Annotated in this window: 13 protein-coding genes and 1 pseudogene; 5 read left to right on the forward strand and 9 right to left on the reverse strand. The window is 30.7% G+C overall.

Going from position 1 to position 17,649, the window contains the following annotated elements:
- Positions 1 to 55: 55 nt before the first annotated feature.
- From gyrA to lepA, 4 genes are all read right to left on the reverse strand, one after another.
- On the reverse strand, positions 56 to 2,644 hold the full coding sequence (gene gyrA, locus OT390_RS05270) for a DNA topoisomerase (ATP-hydrolyzing) subunit A (RefSeq protein ID WP_011049870.1): 2,589 nt from the start codon (positions 2,642 to 2,644) through the stop codon (positions 56 to 58).
- Between the two features lie 40 nt (positions 2,645 to 2,684).
- Entirely contained in the window at positions 2,685 to 3,260 is a 576-nt protein-coding gene (locus OT390_RS05275; RefSeq protein WP_002934653.1) for a ComF family protein, read from the reverse strand.
- Positions 3,257 to 3,901, reverse strand: a complete 645-nt coding sequence (mapA, locus tag OT390_RS05280) for an outer membrane lipoprotein MapA (RefSeq protein WP_002852941.1) — start codon at positions 3,899 to 3,901, stop codon at positions 3,257 to 3,259. Before mapA ends, OT390_RS05275 begins: the two co-directional genes overlap by 4 nt.
- 77 nt (positions 3,902 to 3,978) lie before the next feature.
- A complete protein-coding gene (lepA, locus tag OT390_RS05285; RefSeq protein ID WP_002853722.1) occupies positions 3,979 to 5,775 on the reverse strand; it encodes a translation elongation factor 4 in 1,797 nt (598 codons plus the stop codon).
- Between the two features lie 126 nt (positions 5,776 to 5,901).
- On the opposite strand from lepA, the gene cmeD reads away from it, so the two are divergent.
- From cmeD to cmeF, 3 genes are read left to right on the forward strand one after another with little or no spacing between them, the layout of a single operon-like run.
- Positions 5,902 to 7,176 (forward strand): multidrug efflux RND transporter outer membrane subunit CmeD, encoded by a 1,275-nt coding sequence (cmeD, locus tag OT390_RS05290; RefSeq protein WP_052800214.1) that lies wholly within the window; start codon positions 5,902 to 5,904, stop codon positions 7,174 to 7,176.
- Positions 7,173 to 7,913 (forward strand): multidrug efflux RND transporter periplasmic adaptor subunit CmeE, encoded by a 741-nt coding sequence (cmeE, locus tag OT390_RS05295; protein WP_002797145.1) that lies wholly within the window; start codon positions 7,173 to 7,175, stop codon positions 7,911 to 7,913. Before cmeD ends, cmeE begins: the two co-directional genes overlap by 4 nt.
- A 2-nt stretch (positions 7,914 to 7,915) precedes the next feature.
- Complete coding sequence (cmeF, locus tag OT390_RS05300) at positions 7,916 to 10,933, forward strand: multidrug efflux RND transporter permease subunit CmeF (RefSeq protein ID WP_002860169.1); 3,018 nt, start codon at positions 7,916 to 7,918, stop codon at positions 10,931 to 10,933.
- 23 nt (positions 10,934 to 10,956) lie between these two features.
- Here the strand turns inward: cmeF and OT390_RS05305 are convergent, their stop codons facing one another.
- Genes OT390_RS05305 through OT390_RS05320 form a run of 4 tightly spaced genes read right to left on the reverse strand, consistent with a single transcriptional unit; the run spans position 10,957 to position 14,183 of the window.
- On the reverse strand, positions 10,957 to 11,763 hold the full coding sequence (locus tag OT390_RS05305) for an adenylosuccinate lyase (RefSeq protein WP_002852998.1): 807 nt from the start codon (positions 11,761 to 11,763) through the stop codon (positions 10,957 to 10,959).
- The gene (locus tag OT390_RS05310) at positions 11,764 to 12,483 is read right to left on the reverse strand and encodes an arginyltransferase (protein ID WP_002853863.1); all 720 of its coding nucleotides are present in this window, start codon (positions 12,481 to 12,483) and stop codon (positions 11,764 to 11,766) included.
- A complete protein-coding gene (locus OT390_RS05315) occupies positions 12,483 to 12,734 on the reverse strand; it encodes a hypothetical protein (protein WP_002853000.1) in 252 nt (83 codons plus the stop codon). Before OT390_RS05315 ends, OT390_RS05310 begins: the two co-directional genes overlap by 1 nt.
- 3 nt (positions 12,735 to 12,737) lie before the next feature.
- Positions 12,738 to 14,183, reverse strand: a complete 1,446-nt coding sequence (locus OT390_RS05320; protein ID WP_002856595.1) for an acetyl-CoA carboxylase subunit A — start codon at positions 14,181 to 14,183, stop codon at positions 12,738 to 12,740.
- A gap of 139 nt (positions 14,184 to 14,322) precedes the next feature.
- Between OT390_RS05320 and ftsW the strand changes: the two genes are divergently transcribed.
- Together ftsW and murG are read left to right on the forward strand one after the other, a co-directional pair.
- Positions 14,323 to 15,486 (forward strand): putative lipid II flippase FtsW, encoded by a 1,164-nt coding sequence (gene ftsW, locus OT390_RS05325; RefSeq protein WP_002853553.1) that lies wholly within the window; start codon positions 14,323 to 14,325, stop codon positions 15,484 to 15,486.
- A complete protein-coding gene (murG, locus tag OT390_RS05330; RefSeq protein WP_394535898.1) occupies positions 15,483 to 16,511 on the forward strand; it encodes an undecaprenyldiphospho-muramoylpentapeptide beta-N-acetylglucosaminyltransferase in 1,029 nt (342 codons plus the stop codon). The genes ftsW and murG overlap by 4 nt, the downstream gene beginning before the upstream one ends.
- Here murG and OT390_RS05335 read toward each other — a convergent pair.
- Positions 16,482 to 17,645 (reverse strand): annotated as a pseudogene (locus tag OT390_RS05335) (MFS transporter). The gene murG and the pseudogene OT390_RS05335 overlap by 30 nt on opposite strands.
- Positions 17,646 to 17,649: the final 4 nt, after the last annotated feature.

Genomic DNA, 17,649 nt, shown 5'->3' on the forward strand with positions numbered 1-17,649 from the left:
AAATATTGTAATTAGTAAAAAATAAAAAGCAATAAGCGTTCCAACTTTAAACTTATTACAAATCTAAACCAAAGTTTTCATCGCTTAACTCATCCTCATCATTTTCCTCTTTAGGACACTTAGCGATGCTAACCACCTCGTCATTTTCCACATTAACTACAATGACACCACTCGTATTACGCCCTGCTTTTCTAATGCTTTGCATATCAACACGTATCATCTTGCCTGAACTTGTAAGAGCCATCAAATCCATAGTTTCATCTACTATAACTACGCTAATAAGATCTTTGGTTTTTTCTGTAAGTTTCATACAAATTACACCCTTACCACCTCTGCTTTGCAATCTATATTCTCCAGCATTTGTGCGTTTTCCTATACCTTTTGCACTTATGCTTAAAATTTCTTGCTCATCATTTTCTATAACAACTGCACCTACTAATTCGTCATTTTTCTCTTTAAACTTAATAGCCGTCACCCCACGACTTACACGGCCGATTTCACGCACTTTAGCAAGTGGGAATTTGATACACATACCTTTTTTGGTTACTGCAAAGAGCATTTTACCTTGCGTGCTTACACTTTCTTCATTTTCAAGATTTTCATCATCTAAATTTTCAATTTCTTGATTTTCTAAATTTTCTTCACCACCAGTGGCAAAAATTTCATCTTCATCTCTTTGAACAATAATAGCAGTTACCAACTCATCATTTTCATCCAAGTTGATCGCTCTAACTCCTACACTTCTGATATTTTGATATTCACTCAAATTTGTACGCTTTACAATACCATTTTTAGTAAAGAAACATAAAGATTTACTCTCATCAAAATCCGTGGTTGGAATAATAGCCATGATTTTTTCTTCAGCTTGTAAATTAATAAGATTTACCACTGCTTTTCCTTTGGCCGTTCTTGAGCCTTCAGGAATTTTATAAACTTTAAGCCAATAAAGCTGTCCACGATCTGTTACAAACATAAGTGTATCATGTGTATTTGCCGTAAAGAAACTTTCTATAAAATCATCATCATAAGTCGTAACGGCTAATTTTCCTTTTCCGCCTCGTTTTTGCTTTTCATATTGTTTACTAGGCACACGCTTAATATAACCACGATGCGTAATAGTTACAACCATATTTTCATTAGGAATCAAATCTTCAATATCAATATCATCATAATCATCTTCAATTTGAGTAATACGTGGCACATCAAATTTACTTCTAATTTCTTTTAATTCATCGCGAATTAAATTTTCAAGCAAGGTTTCACTTTTTAAAATTTCTTCAAGTCTTGCAATTTCTTTCATTAATTCTGCAAGTTCATTTTCGATTTTTTCTCTTTCAAGTCCTGTTAAACGACCAAGTTTCATATCTAAAATAGCATTCGCTTGAAGCTCACTAAGACCAAATTTAGCTACCAAAGAATCTCTTGCAGTATTATTATCAGAACTATTTTTAATTAAAGCAATCACTTCATCTATATTATCAAGTGCAATTTTAAGACCTTCTAAAATATGAGCTCTTGCTCTTGCCTTTTGAAGTTCAAAAATCGTTCTTCTAATAATAACTGTTTTTCTATGGGTTAAGAAAAGATTTAAAAGTTCTAACAAAGAGAAAATTTTAGGTTCTTTATTGTGAATTGCCAACATAATCACACCAAAAGTACTTTCCATAGTAGTAGATTTAAATAGATTGTTTAAAACAATTTCACTCATAGCCTCACGTTTAAGCTCTATAACAACGCGGATTCCTTCTTTATTGCTCTCATCTCTTACTTCAGATATTCCTTCAATTTGCTTTTCTTTAACAAGCTCTGCAATCTGCTCTATAAGCCTAGCTTTATTGGTTTGATAAGGAAGCTCATCTATAACAATAACATCTTTATTTGTCTTTTTTTCAATATGAGTTTTAGCGCGCACTTTCACGCGACCACGCCCTGTGCGATAAGCTTCTATAATACCTTTTTTACCATAAATTATTCCACCTGTTGGAAAATCTGGACCTTTGATAAACTGCATAATCTCTTCTAAGCTTACATCTTTACTATCAAGCAAATATAAAAGTCCATCTATCAACTCATTTAAACTATGAGGTGGGATGTTTGTCGCCATACCTACAGCTATACCACTTGAACCATTTAATAATAAATTTGGAACCCTAGAAGGTAAGACATCAGGTTCACTTTCTGAACCATCATAATTTGGAACAAAATCGACCGTATCTTTATCTATATCTTTTAAAAGCTCATGAGAAAGTTTACTCATTTTTGCTTCAGTATAACGCATCGCAGCAGCGCTATCACCATCTATAGATCCAAAGTTACCTTGTCCTGTAATACTTGGATATCTCATAGAAAAATCTTGAGCCATTCTAACCAAAGCATCATAAACTGCTGTATCTCCATGTGGATGATAACGACCTATAACAGCACCCACTATACGGGCTGATTTGACAAAATCTGTTCTACTTTTTGCCTCATCATTTTGCATAGCATATAAAATTCTTCTATGAACAGGCTTTAAACCATCTCTTGCGTCAGGCAAAGCACGACCTATAATAACACTCATAGAATAGTCTAAGTAACTACCTTTTATAGAATTTTCTATATCTACAAGTTCAATATCAGAATCTTTGCTAAAAATATTCTCCATAAAAATCCTTCTATTAGTTCAAAGTTTTGATTATAGCATATTAAACTTTTGCATCAGCTAAAACAAGAGCAAAAAGTACAGAAATTTTATTTTCTTCTAAAACTTTTTTAGCTTCCAAAAGGCTAGAACCAGTCGTTACAATATCATCTACTAAAATTACAGGTTCGTGAATGGTTTTTAAGAGTTTGTAATTTCTTTTATGTTTTTGACGAAATTCTAAACTTTTTCCAGAATATTTAATATGATTTTGTGCTTTTAAAACATTAAAAACAGGTTTTACAAATTTTGTTTTAAGATGTCTAGCTAAAATAGCAGAATGCGAATAAAGCATATCTTCAACCTTATCATCTAAAGCTATAACATTAATTGTCATTCTAGGATCAAAAAAATCTTTAAATTTTGCAAAACTTAATTTAGCAAGCATTTTATAAACAAAATAACCATAAAAATAATGTTTAGAGTGAAGCAAGTGTTGTATTTCATGGTATTTATAAAAAGAATAGACTTTGAAATTATTATCAAGCTTTCTTACATTTAAGGAAAATTCAGAAAGCTCTAGCTCGCATAATTCACAAAAGCAGAGCAGAGCAAAAGCTCCGCAATTTATACACCTCAAAGTTCAGAGATTAAGCTAGCTGCTTTATTTGCCATTTGTTTTATTAACAAATGAGTATAAAAAGTTGTTTCTTTTAAATCATCAAAACCTTGTACATCTTGCTTGGTGCGGATTGTAAATTTCTTATTTTTATTTATATCACTAACTTGTAAAACTCCTACTAGTTTTGAATGTAATCCTATAGCATCTTGAGTTGCTCCATAAGATATAAATTCTAAATCAATCTTACTCACATAAGGTGAATTTTGATCGTTATTGTCAAGCACAACTATTCCTCTAGCTTCAAGTTCTTGTTTTAAATAAGTATAAAATACCGCATTAAAATTCACATCAACAAATAACTTTTTCCCTTTAGCATTTAAAACCTTTTGCCCTTCTTTTAAATCATAAAATCTATGTAAATAAACCTTTTTCAAAGCAATACCAGTGTCTAAAGTGCGTTTATTGGCACAACATTGAATTCCAACATCGCTAATGTATAAAAGCCCTTTAATCTTTGCTTCAAAACCACCAGGACTTTCACAAGAACTGCATTGAGAATTTTTAGAAATTTGATTAACTTGAGCAAAAGTATCTTGTTTAGTTGCACAAGCACTCAAAAATAAAATAGGCACTATAAAAATCAAAAATTTTTTAAACATTTTTTCTCCTTAGAAAATTATTTTTAAAATTGTATTAAAAATACAAGCAAATTTCAAGCCAAGTTTTAAATTTATCATCAATCTATCTTTAAAACACTCAAAAAAGCCTCTTGAGGTAAATTTACCTTACCTATAGCTTTCATTCTTTTTTTACCTTCTTTTTGCTTTTCTAAAAGCTTTCTTTTTCTAGTAATATCCCCACCATAACATTTTGCTGTCACATTTTTACCCATGGATTTAACAGTTTCTCTTGCGATGATTTTATTTCCAATACTTGCTTGAATGGCCACTTCAAAAAGCTGTCTAGGAACTATTTCTTTCATAGCACTAACAAGTTCTCTTCCTTTACTTTGCGCTTTTTCATTAGGCACGATAATGCTTAGCGCATCAACATTTTCACCCGCTACCTTAATATCAAGTTTTACCAAATCCCCTACTCTAAATTCTATAGGCTCATAATCAAAACTCGCATAACCTTTTGTTAAGGACTTTAATTTATCATAAAAATCCATCACAATCTCATTTAAAGGCACATCATATTCTAGCAAAACACGCTCAGGTGTGATATAGTCCATTTTAACCTGTACTCCTCTTTTGCGATTTAAAAGAGTGATTAAATTCCCTAAAAATTCACTTGGAGTAATGATAGTAGCTTTAACATAAGGCTCTTTTATATGATCGATTTTATTAACAGGAGGAAGCTCGCTAGGATTTTGAATTTTAATAAGCTCTCCATCGGTTTGATAAATTTCATAAGTCACAGTTGGAGCTGTAGCAATCAAATCAAGATTAAATTCTCTCTCAAGCCTTTCTTTGATAACTTCCATATGTAAAAGCCCTAAAAATCCTACCCTAAAACCAAAGCCTAAGGCCAAAGAAGTTTCAGGCTCATAAGTAATAGAACTATCATTAAGCTTTAATTTATCCAAAGCATCTCTTAAATCTTCAAATTTATCCGTTTCTATAGGATAAAGTCCCGCAAATACAAAAGCTTTAGCCTTTTCAAAACCACCTATGGCTTCTTTAGCTTTGTTTTTTACCAAAGTGATGGTATCGCCTACTTGTACATCACCTACGGTTTTAAGCCCTAAAACCACCACACCTACTTCGCCTGATTGTAAAGATTGAGTTTTAATTGGACTTAAAGGGTGGGGATAAAAAAGATCTTGAACTATATGTTTTTTATCCGTACTCATGACTAAAACTTCATCGTTTTTAGCAATACTTCCTTCATAAATCCTAACCAAAGCCAAAGCACCCAAATAATTATCAAACCAAGAATCATAAATTAAAGCCTTAGTAGGAGCTTCATCATCTGTTTTTGGTGCAGGGATTTTAGTAATAATTGTTTCTATAAGCTCTTTTATACCCACTCCTGTTTTTGCACTCACACAAATTGCATCTTTGCAATCTATACCTATAATATGCTCGATTTCATGCTTTACTTTCTCAACATCAGCATTAGGTAAATCGATTTTATTAATCACAGGAATGATTTCAAGATTATTTTCAAGCGCTATATAAACATTAGCTATAGTCTGTGCTTCAACACCTTGAGAAGCATCTACTACAAGCAAAGCTCCTTCACAACTTGCCAAAGAACGACTCACTTCATAAGAAAAATCCACATGGCCAGGAGTATCAATAAGATTTAAAACAAAATTTTCATTATTAAATCTATAATTTAAACGCACTGATTGTGCTTTTATGGTGATACCACGCTCTTTTTCTATATCCATAGTATCCATAACTTGTGAACTCATCTGCCTATCGCTAATAGCACCACACTCACTAATAATCCTATCTGCAAGAGTAGATTTTCCATGATCTATATGAGCTATAATAGAAAAATTTCTAATATTTTTTACCGACAAAATTTCATCCTAAATATAAAATTTTAAAGCTAGGATTTTAACAAAATTTATGTTTAAAACAAATAAATTTTATTTTATATAAAAAACTTCAATTGAAATTTATATAAAACATATTAAAATATCAAAATGTTTGAAAAATATTTAAAATCAGCTATATTTTTAGCTCTTTATCCCTTAGCAATGTTAGCTTCTAATTTGCACGAATTTATAGCACTAAGTCAAAATAATGAATCCTATCTCATTAAGCAAATGCAAAGCGAACAAGCAAATTTAGACAAAGAACAAGCTTTTAGAAATTACCTACCCTCTCTTAGTCTAAACTCAGCTTATGTAGCCAACAATAAAGATCGCTTCATTATCGATCCACAAGAAAGTTTATTTGCTAAAGTTTCTCTTAATTTTTTGCTTTTTGATGGGGGTGCTAGAGAGGCTAATTTAAGAGCTTTAGAAAGCAGAGAAAAATTAAGCCTTTTAGACAAAGAACAAAATAAAAATTACCTTGCCCTAAATGCAATCACACTTTATTTTAACACCTTAAGTCTTGAAAAAATTTTACTAGCCAATCAACAAAAAGTATCTTTTTTAAAATCAACTTTTGGAAGATTGCAAAAATTTTACGACGCAGGACTTAGCCCTAAAGATGAACTTGAAAGCATTAAGGCTAAATACCATTTAAGCTTATTAGAGCTCAGTCAAAATGAATTAAAACTTGCCAATATACAAAAAGAGATTAAAATTTTAAGCGATACGGATTTTAAAGTGCAAGGGAATGCTTTTTTAGAAAATCCACAACAAGAAAAAAGTCAAAACTATGAAGTAATGATAGCTAAAGAACAAATCAATCTTGCTAAAGAAAGTGTAAATTTAGCAAAAGCTGAATATTTTCCAAAATTTTATATTCAAGATAATTTTAACTTTTATAAAAACAATTATAATCCAAAAGTTCCAGCTCCTTTTGCAAATTTAGCGGATCAATTCTTAGAAAAATATTCTCAAGGTAATCAATTTATTTTAGGTATGGAATGGAAAATTTTTGATTTCAATGCAAGGGCGAAAGAAGTTGAAAAAGAGCGTTTAAATGTTCAAATAGCCAATGCAAATGCAAGATTTAGCGAGAGAAAAAATAAAGAAGAATTAAATTATTTAGACAAAAGTTTAAAAGTTTTACAAGAACAAATTTTAGCTCTTAATCTTAGCTTAAATGCTGCAAATTTAGCTTTTGAAAGTGTAGATAAAAAATACCAAGCAGGACTTGTTTCTTATGTAGAATATCTTCAAGCTTTAGAGGCTAAATTTAAAGCACAAAGCGATTTAGAGCTTGCTAAAAATGAATTTGAAATTACTAAAGCAAATTATTATTTTAATGCGGGTATAGATCTTAATTCAAAGGTTAAAGAATGAAAAAAATTCTATTTTTACTTCTTGTTTTTAATTGCGCCTTTGGCGAAGAAATTTACGCAAGTTTCAATGTAGAAGCATCAAAACAAAGCAAACTTGCCCTTGAAAGCATAGGTTTGGTTCAAAAAATTCCTGTAGAAATTGGACAAAAAGTCAGCAAAGGAGAACTTTTACTTGCTCTTGATCAAGAAAGTGAAAAAATAGCTCTTCAAAATGCTCAAAATTCTTATCAACTTGCCCTTGTAGAATACGAAAATACCAAAAGTAGGATGCAAAAAATCAAAGCTGTAGAAAATGTTATAGACAAACAAAGCTATGAAGATATGAAAGCTAAGTTTGATGCTGCTAATTTAAATTTAAACAAAGCAAAAATCAATATAGCTTATTATAAAAATATCATGGCAAAAAAAGAATTACGCGCACCTTATGATGCTATTATCGCAAACAAATTTATACAAGTGGGTGAAGGAGTAGGAGGAGTAGCTCAACCTTTAATAGAAATTTTTTCCTATCCACAAAGCAAACTGATTTTAAGTTTTGATGAAAAATATAAAGATAAAGTTAGATTAGGCGATGATTTCTTTTATAAAATCGATCAAAATGGTACAGAATTGAAAGGAAAAATCAGCCTTATTTATCCAAGTATAGAAGTAAAAACAAGAAAAATTTATGCTGAAGTGCAAACCACAAATCTAACACCAGGGCTTTTTGGTGAAGGTAGAATCATCACTAAAGATTAAAAATGTTTAAACTAGCTATAAACCGACCTATTACCGTGCTAATGTTTTTCTTAGCTCTTATGATTTTTGGGCTAATCTCTGCTTTTAGCATGAGTGTAAATTTATTTCCTAATGTTTCCATACCTCTTATAAAAATCACAAGCAAGATAAATGGGGATTTAAACTTCGTAGAATCAAAAGTCACTAAAGAAATAGAAAATGCTTTAAGTGAAATCGATGGAGTAAAGACCATAACCTCAGCTGCATATGATAATTTTAGTGTAAGTGTAGTCGAGTTTAAACTGGGTAAAAATCTTGAAGTAGCTGCCAATGATGTGCGTGATAAAATAGGAACTTTAAGCCTACCTTCTAAGCCTGAAATTGAAAAAATCAGTTCAGATTCTGGTTCTGCTATTTCACTTTTTCTATATTCTAAAGATAAATTACAACTCATGCGTGAAATCAATGACAAAATAAAACCTTTTTTGCAAAGAGTTGAAGGAGTAGGTAAAATCGAAGCTAAGGGGTTTTTAGAACCCCAAATTCGCATAGAATTAAAACCAAACGAACTTAGAAAATACAATCTTAACGCCCTTGATGTAGCAAATATCATCAAAAGTCAAAATTTTAAACAAGCCCTAGGCGAACTTAACAACAATCAAGATAACTATATCATCAAAGGCTATTTTGAAGCCACAAATTTAGAAGAACTTAGCAATCTTCGCATAAAAACAGGAGTATTTTTAAGTGATATTGCTAATATTTCAAGCCTTTATGAAGATGAAAAACAAAGTGCTTTATACGAAGGTAAAGAAGGGGTGCTTTTAGAACTCGGAAAAATCACAAATTATAACACCCTTGAAATGATTAAAAATGTCAAAAATGCCTTGCCTATTTTAGAAAAACAAATTCCAAAAGATATAAGCATTAATATGCTTTATGATAAAAGCTTAAATATCCACAAGCACCTTTCTCAAGTGATTTTTGATATGGTTTTGGGGATTTTTCTAACCCTTGTTATCGTGTTTTTATTTTTAAGAAATTTAAGTGCAACTCTCATTGCTTGCATAGCTATACCTACTTCTATCATTTCAACTTTTTTTATTATCGATCTTTTAGGCTATGATTTAAACCGCTTAACTTTTATAGCTTTAACCTTAAGCATAGGAATTTTTATCGATGATGCTATAGTAGTGATTGAAAATATTGCTAAAAAACTAAAAACTTATCCGCCTTTACAAGCTGCTTTTTTAGGTATCAATGAAATAGGTTTTAGCGTTTTAAGCATAAGTATAGTTTTACTTTGTGTTTTTATCCCTATTTCTTATATGAACTCTATATCAGGGCTTTTTTTCAATGCCTTAGGCATAAGTGTTGCAAGTGGGATAGTTATAAGCTTTTTGGTTTCTGTATTTTTAATACCTAGTATTGGGGCAAGATTTTTAAATCCAAAAGAAAACAAGTTTTATGAAAAAACAGAAGCTTTTTTTGAAAAAATAGAGCAAAAGTATGAAAATTTACTCTATAAAATTTTACAAAATAAAGTAAAATTTATCCTAGCCACTCTTGTTTTTATAGGGCTTTCTTTTGCTTTAGCCACTCGCATAGGGCTTGATTTTTTACCTATGGAAGATGATAGTGAAATTCAAGTTTTGCTTGAAAGCAAAAAGGATTTAAGTTTAGAAGCCATGAAAGAAAAAAGTTTAAATTTGCTTGAAAAAATCAAAAATGATAGCAATGTCAAATACGCTTTTTTACTTGTAGGCTATGATGATGCCAAAGATGCTACAAAGGCTAAAATTTATGTTAAACTTAAAAATTTAGACGAAAGAAATTTAAGACAAAGTGCCATAGTAAGTTTATATCGTCAAAAATTTCAAGATGAAAGTTTAAAAATCAAAATTTTAGAACTTCCAAAGATAGAGGGTGCGGGCATTGATGATCCCGTGCAATTTTTAATCTTAGGAGATGATTTAAACACTCTAAAAGAAGCTGCTTCTCAGGCAAAAGAAATTTTAGGCACTAATGCGCGCATTGTAGATATAAGCGATAATGCTAATGCTACAAAAGATGAAGTAGCCTTACACATCAACAAAGAAAAAGCCAAACTTTTAGATGTCAATCCTCAATATATCGCTGGGGTTTTAGGGTATTCTTTCTCGCAACTTAGCGTAGGAAGCATGGATAGAGGCAATTCAAAAGATGATATTATCCTAAGTTTTGCTCCAGAATTTAAAAAAAACATAGAAGCTTTAAAGCGCATTAGCATTAAAAACAACCAAGGTATAAATTTAGAACTTTCAAGCGTGGTGGATTTTATATACAGTAAAGATTTAAAAACTATCAATCGTTACAATAAAAACCGCTCTGTGAAAATCACAGCTGGAGTGAATGATCTTTCCTTAGGAGCGGTGCAAAAACTTTTACTAGATAATATGGATAAAATTTTAAATAACAATCCAAGTCTTAGCTATGCTTTTTCAGGCTTTATCAATCTTTTAGGTGAAACCGTGCAAGGTTTTGCTATGGCAGTAGCACTTGCTTTTGTTTTAATTTATCTTGTTTTAGCCGCACTTTATGAAAGTTTTATTCTGCCTTTAATCATCATGATAACCATGCCTTTAGCCTTTGGCGGAGCTTCTATAGGGCTTTTTATCACAGGGCATAATTTTTCACTTTTTGTACTTATTGCCATCATCTTACTTTTTGGTATGGTGGGGAAAAATGCTATTTTACTCGTAGATGTAGCTAATAAAAAATGCCATGAAGGTTTAGATCCCGATAAAGCTCTTTTAATCGCTGGAAAATCACGCTTAAGGGCTATATTGATGACAACTTTTGCTATGATTTTTGCTATGCTCCCACTTGCTCTTTCAAGGGGTGCGGGCTATGAAGCTAATTCTCCTATGGCAATAGCCATTATCTTTGGACTTATAAGTTCGACTTTGCTTACCTTACTCGTAGTACCTGCACTTTTTAAATTTTGTTTTAAACTAGATAGCAAATTAAGAAAAATTTATGAGAGAGAAAAATTAAATTAACCAAAATGATTAATTTAATTTTTTTAAGTATTATTCTTATAAAGTGCTTTTAAGTTATCATAGGCGATTTGTATTTTTTCAAACTGTTCTCTTGCGTAAGCTTTTTCTATTGCACTTTTTCCTTGATGAAAATCAGGATGATAAAGTTTTACCAAAATCAAATATTTTTGTCTGATTTCACTAAGATCATTTTGCGGAGTGCATTCTAAAGTATTAAAATAATTACTAAAAAGCTTAGCTAAAGCATTAAATTTCCATTTCATATTTTCTTTATTGTGAATATTTTGGCGAAATTTTTTATACTCTTCGCGGTCAACTTCAAAATTCACGCAATATTTTAAATGCTCGCTCTCATCTGCAAAAGCTTCAAAAAGTTCAAGGGTATTCTCGTTTTTATATTCTAAAATTAGAATATTTGTCATTTCATTATATTCTATATTATGATCTTGAAAATAATTTCTTATATAAGTAATAAATAATTTTTCATTAGAGCTTAACTTCATCAAAATTCTACCCGCAACAAAATCAATCTTGATAAACAACATAGGCTTAAGCATATTATTTTGCTCAAAAATTAATCTAAAAGTTTTAAAATGAGCATCTTGTAAATTCTCTATACCTTCATTTGTGCTTTTACGATATTTTTGATCTAAAACTTTTAAGAAATAACGGCGCTGTGGAATTTCATTTTCTTCAAAAAAAGAAAAAATTTTATTTTTTCGTCCTATGACCTTTGTGAAATTTTTGGTAATCAAGTCTTTAAAATACTGAAATACGCTAATATCATCTGTATTAACATTGATAGTTTCTAAAGTTTGCACGATTTGCATCTATTTCTCCCATAAAACCTCATTTTCAAAAAGCTCTTTAGTGCCTTTTAAAATTTCATTGGGTGTATAATCGGCTTTATAAGATAAAGATTGACACTTTTTTACAAAATACCCAAGATAAATATAATCTAAGTTCATTTTTTTAGCTATTTGTATTTCATTGAGCAAAGAAAATTTACCCAAAGAAAAATACGAAAAATCAGGATCATAAAAACAATAAATGCTTGAAATTCCATCCTCTAAAATATCAATCAAATCAACACAAACGAGCTTATCTTCTATATAAAATGCAAGCTCATATCCAAAATTCATAAAACCATCGACATAAAGATTATAATACTGTTTAAAGCTTAAATCATAACGCTTCCAGTTCTTTTTTTCTTCCATAAAACGATGGTATTTATCATATAAAAACAAATGTTCATTGCTTAAATTGGGCGTTCTAAGTATAACTTTGGTGTTAATATTTTTATTTACAACCCTTCTTTCACTTCTTGAAAAATTATATTCATTAACTAAAATTCTAAGACTTAAACATTCATCACAATCTTTACAAATAGGGCGTGAAAAATACCTACCAAAACGACGCCAACCTCGTTTTATTAGCTCATTATTGATTTCTTTAGGGCAATTTTCAATGTATTTATACTCTATTCTTGAACGTTTATCCTTTAAGTAAGGACACTGATCTTCAAGAGTACAAAAACCAATCTCAAGCATTAAATTTTCTTAATATCTGTATTTTTGATAAATTCGGAAAATTCATCCTGTAGTTTTTCTTGCTTTAAGAAAATTTCTTGCATTTCCTTATCTATGTTTGTTTCTTGATTTTTTTCGCGAATATCTTTAGCTAGTTTTTCTAAATTTTTTACACTTGCACCACTCTTGCTTGATTTCTTCGCTAATTTTGAAGTATTGGTGTTAGCTTGCATTTCTTTTTTAATACTTTTAAGACTGTCTAAAAAATCCATCTATTATTCCCTACTTTCTCGTATTTTTTTAAGCGTAGCAGCTATTGCAGCTATAACTTCTTCTTTATTTTCTTGATGACGATCTTCTGTTTTTTCTAATAATTCTTGCATATGTGTTTCTATGAAAGAGGTGTCTAAATACCCCCTTCTAAATTCTCTTGTTTTTGTAATGGCAATTAAAAATGGTATTGTTGTTCTAATATCATCAATCACAAATTCCTTCAAAGCACGCTCAAGCTTATTAACCGCTAAATCATAACTTGTTGCTTTAATAATAAGCTTTGCAAGCATGGAATCATAATAAGGCGGCACAGTATAGTCTTTATAAATATGACTATCAACCCTAACAGATGGTCCAAGAGCTGGGTAGTATTCTCCTATTTTTCCAGGACTTGGAATAAAATTTTTCCATACATTTTCAGCAGTAATTCTAGCTTCAATAGCAAAACCCCTAGGTTTAATATCGCTTTGTTCTAAGTCCAAAATTTCTCCTGCTGCAATACGAATTTGTCTTACAATAAGATCAATACCTGTAATTTCTTCAGTAATTGGATGCTCAACTTGAATTCTTGTATTCATTTCCATAAAATAAAAGCGATTATAATCATCAAGCAAAAACTCTATAGTTCCAGCATTTGTATAACCTACAGCCTTAGCAGCTGCCACAGCTGTAACACCCATGGTTTTTCTAAGATTATCTGAAATTCCAGGGCAAGGTGCTATCTCAATTACCTTTTGATGTCTTCTTTGAATAGAACAATCCCTTTCACAAAGATGGATAATATTTCCGTAGTTATCTCCTAAAATTTGAAATTCTATATGTCTGGGATTAACTACATATTTTTCCATAAATACTTCATCATTATTAAAGTATGTTAAAGCTTCTCTTTTGCAAGATTCAAAGGCATTTTCAAGATCTTGTTCTTTATGAACAACGCGAATTCCGCGTCCACCTCCACCACCTGAAGCTTTTAAAATAACAGGATAACCAATCTTCTCAGCAAAAATTTTAATTTCTTCCATGCTATAGGAATTTAATTTTTCAGTCCCTGGAACAATAGGTATGCCATTTTTAGCCATTAACTTACGAGCGATATTTTTATTTCCCATCTTATGGATTACTTCAGATTTTGGACCTATAAAAATAATTCCAGCATCTTCACAAGCCTTAGCAAATTCGTAATTCTCACTTAAAAATCCATAACCAGGATGGATCGCATCAGCACCACAAGCCTTAGCAATCTCGACAATACGAGCAACATCTAAATATCCTCTTATAGCATCCGTTCCTATGCGATAAGCCTCATCTGCGATTTTTACATGCAAACATTCACGATCAGGCTCTGTAAAAACTGCAACACTTTTAATATGTAAATCTCTACAAGCACGGATTACTCTAACAGCTATTTCAGCTCTATTTGCTATGAGAATTTTATGGATTTGATTCATAATTTGCCTTTTTTGTTATATTTTTATTGTTAATTTTAGCAAATTTTCCTTACAAAAACTTAGCAAAAAATTTAATTTATTTTAGTTATAATAAAACTTTTTAAAATTTTAATTCCAATAAAGAAAAGTTATAATTATAATGGTTGCTGATAAAAGATTATTTTATTTAAGTTGTATTTTAATCACCATAGGAATAGTATTTTCATACTCTCTTACAGCTTTTACTGTTCTTTTTCTTGACTATAGCGAGTTTCATTTTTTTATTCGTCAGCTTTTTTTTGGAATTAGTGGCATACTTATAATGTTTTTTATTTCTCGATTGGATCCTGATAAAGCACTTTCTAAAAAAATTATTTTAGCTATTTTGATTATTTCTTTTATCTTTATCATCATTTTGCCATTTTTACCTTCTGCATTAGCAACAGCTAGCGGAGGAGCTAAACGCTGGATACGCTTAGGCCCACTCTCTATCTCTCCTGTGGAATTTTTTAAAATAGGATTGATTTATTTTTTAGCATGGAGCTATACAAGGCGTATTGATGATAGTAAAAAAGCTATCAGACACGAGGCTTTAATTCTTCTGCCTTATTGTATCTTAGCTTCTATAGTTATAGGATATATTTATATCACTCAAAACGATTTGGGACAAAGTGTAATTTCTTTCTTTTTGATTCTAGCTTTAGCTTTTTTTGCAGGAGCTAGTAAAAGACTTTTTGCTTTTGGAACTTTAATCATTATGATGATAGGTATAATGGTAATTTTTAGTAACCAAAGAAGAATTCAAAGAATCGCTTCTTGGTGGGGGAATATACAAGATGCTTTTTTACCTATGCTTCCTGATTGGCTGGCAAATGCTTTAAGAGTAAGTAGTAACAGCGAGCCTTATCAAATTTCACACTCTTTAAATGCTATAGCCCATGGAGGAATGTTTGGCGAAGGCCTAGGACTTGGAACTTTTAAATTAGGCTTTTTAAGTGAAGTGCATACTGACTTTGTTCTTTCAGGAATTACTGAAGAAATAGGACTTTTAGGTCTTGGGGTTATTTGCTATATTTATCTTTGGATGATTTTAAGAATTTTTAGAATTGCAGGAAGATGTGAAGCTAAACAAGATTTTATTTTTTGTTCAGGCATAGCCTTACTTTTACTTTTTTCTTTCTTTATGAATGCTTTTGGTATTATTTCTCTTACTCCACTAAAAGGTGTAGCGGTTCCACTTTTAAGCTATGGAGGAAGTTCAATGTGGGCAATTTGCATAGGCATAGGATATGTATTAATGATTTCAAAAAAGGTTAAATTATGACAATAGCTTTAACAGGTGGTGGAACTGGAGGACATTTGGCCATAGTGCGTTGCTTATTAGAAAGTGCGATTAAAAAAAATATAGAATGTGTATACATAGGCAGTCAAAATGGTCAAGATAAAGCTTGGTTTGAAAATGAAGTACGCTTTAAGGAAAAATTTTTTTTAAGCTCTAAAGGAGTGGTTAATCAAAGCAAATTTGACAAAATCAGTTCTTTACTCCACACCTTAAAACTCTCCAAAGATTGTAGAGAAATTTTTAAAAAATACCACATCCAAGCCGTTTTTAGTGTAGGTGGATACAGTGCAGCTCCTGCATCTTTTGCGGCTTTATTCTCACATTTGCCTCTTTTTATACATGAACAAAATTCAAAAAGCGGCTCTTTAAATATGCTTTTAAAACCTTTCGCTACAAAATTTTTTAGCGCCTTTGAAAAAGAAATTAGCCCTTATCCTGTAGCAGATAAATTTTTTGATAATGCTAGGATTCGCAAAGAATTAAAAAATATTATTTTCTTAGGAGGATCACAAGGAGCTCAATTTATCAACGAACTAGCTTTAAATTTAGCACCAAAACTTCAAGAACAAAATATCAAAATCATCCATCAATGTGGAAAAAATGATTTTGAAAAGTGCAAAAAACATTATCAAAGCTTAAATATCCAAGCTGATATTTTTGATTTTAGTTTAAATTTGGAAAAAAAAATGAAAAATGCAGATCTAGCTATATCAAGAGCAGGTGCAAGTACTCTTTTTGAACTTTGTGCTAATACTTTGCCCACTATTTTTATACCTTATCCTTATGCAGCTAAAAATCATCAATACTTTAATGCTAAATTTTTACAAGATCAAGCTTTATGTCAAATTTTTATGCAAAACTCTATTAATCTTGATGAATTTTTTAAGTCAATATTAAAACTAAATCTAGAAAATATTTCTACAAGATTGCAAAATATAACCCAAAAAAATGGCGCAGATATGCTAATCCAAAAAGCTTTATTTGATAATTTGACTTTTATAAGATAAATATCCAAAGATATTTACTAAAATTCCAACAAAAACTAACATCAAAATAGCAAATGAAAAATTTTCAAATTTGTCATGCAAAAAACCTATAATCCATTGTCCTTGTGCTGCAATTAAATATCCAAAACCCTGAGCTAAAGCAGAAAGTCTCGCTGCTATTTGAGCATTAGAGCTTTTTTGTGCAATAAAAAGCAACGCAATGCCAAAAACTCCACCCCATGGAAAACCCATGATAAAAGCACTGATAATAATAGAAATTTTACTATCAAAAATAAAGAGCATACCAAAAGCGATCACATACATACTGCACAAACCTGCTATGTAAAAAGTATGTAAATTTTGTCTTAATTTTCCTAAAAGTAAAGGGCCAAAAAGAGACACTGGAGCTGCAACAAGTTGAGCAAATAAAACCATACTTGTAGAAAATTCTTTATCAAATCCTTTTTCTACAACAATTTGAACATACCAAAAAAACAAAGAATAAGCTAAAAAACTTTGAAATCCCATAAAAAGAGTAATTTTCCAAGTTGTTAAATTTATAAAAAGATTGATTTTTTTATGAGCTTTTTTCTTAATACGAAAAAATCTACCATTTTTAGCTTGAGGATAGTAAACTACTAAAGCTACAAAAGAAAAAATAGCCCAGAAAAACATAGCTCCAGCTAAATCAAATACACTAAGCAAAGGTATAGCTAAAGCAATACCTAATAATCGAAGAAATACTCAAAACAAGACTATAAATTCCCATTATACTTGCCATTTTTTTGGAAATTTTTCTTTAATAAAACTAGGGAGTAAAACATTTGCAATTGCTATACCACAGCCCATTGCTAACATTCCTAAAAATAAGCCATATACACCAAAATAAGAACGAATAATTTCGCCTAAAAAAATTAAAAAAATTCCAAAAACAATAGCACGAATAGGAGAAAAATACCCCACAATAAAAGAAATACCTCCAAAAGCTATCAAAGGAAGACTTGTAAGTATGCCTGCTACGGTTGAGTTTAAATAATACTTATCTTTAATAATATCAATAATAGGCCCCACTGCAGTAATTGGGGCTCTAAGATTAAAAGCTACAATAATAACAATAATAACATTAATCCAAAATATCTTTTTAAAAGAAGCCATAAAA

It is taken from the genome of Campylobacter sp. CFSAN122748 (genome assembly GCF_045277125.1).
In the GTDB taxonomy this organism is placed as follows: Bacteria; Campylobacterota; Campylobacteria; order Campylobacterales; family Campylobacteraceae; genus Campylobacter_D; species Campylobacter_D jejuni.

Coding starts and splice junctions, on each gene's coding strand:
- gyrA (WP_011049870.1), bottom strand. CDS start 2,644: ATGGAGAATATTTTTAGCAAAGATTCTGATATTGAACTTGTAGATATA.
- mapA (WP_002852941.1), bottom strand. CDS start 3,901: ATGTTTAAAAAATTTTTGATTTTTATAGTGCCTATTTTATTTTTGAGT.
- cmeD (WP_052800214.1), top strand. CDS start 5,902: ATGTTTGAAAAATATTTAAAATCAGCTATATTTTTAGCTCTTTATCCC.
- cmeE (WP_002797145.1), top strand. CDS start 7,173: ATGAAAAAAATTCTATTTTTACTTCTTGTTTTTAATTGCGCCTTTGGC.
- cmeF (WP_002860169.1), top strand. CDS start 7,916: ATGTTTAAACTAGCTATAAACCGACCTATTACCGTGCTAATGTTTTTC.
- OT390_RS05305 (WP_002852998.1), bottom strand. CDS start 11,763: ATGCAAATCGTGCAAACTTTAGAAACTATCAATGTTAATACAGATGAT.
- OT390_RS05310 (WP_002853863.1), bottom strand. CDS start 12,483: ATGCTTGAGATTGGTTTTTGTACTCTTGAAGATCAGTGTCCTTACTTA.
- OT390_RS05315 (WP_002853000.1), bottom strand. CDS start 12,734: ATGGATTTTTTAGACAGTCTTAAAAGTATTAAAAAAGAAATGCAAGCT.
- OT390_RS05320 (WP_002856595.1), bottom strand. CDS start 14,183: ATGAATCAAATCCATAAAATTCTCATAGCAAATAGAGCTGAAATAGCT.
- ftsW (WP_002853553.1), top strand. CDS start 14,323: ATGGTTGCTGATAAAAGATTATTTTATTTAAGTTGTATTTTAATCACC.
- murG (WP_394535898.1), top strand. CDS start 15,483: ATGACAATAGCTTTAACAGGTGGTGGAACTGGAGGACATTTGGCCATA.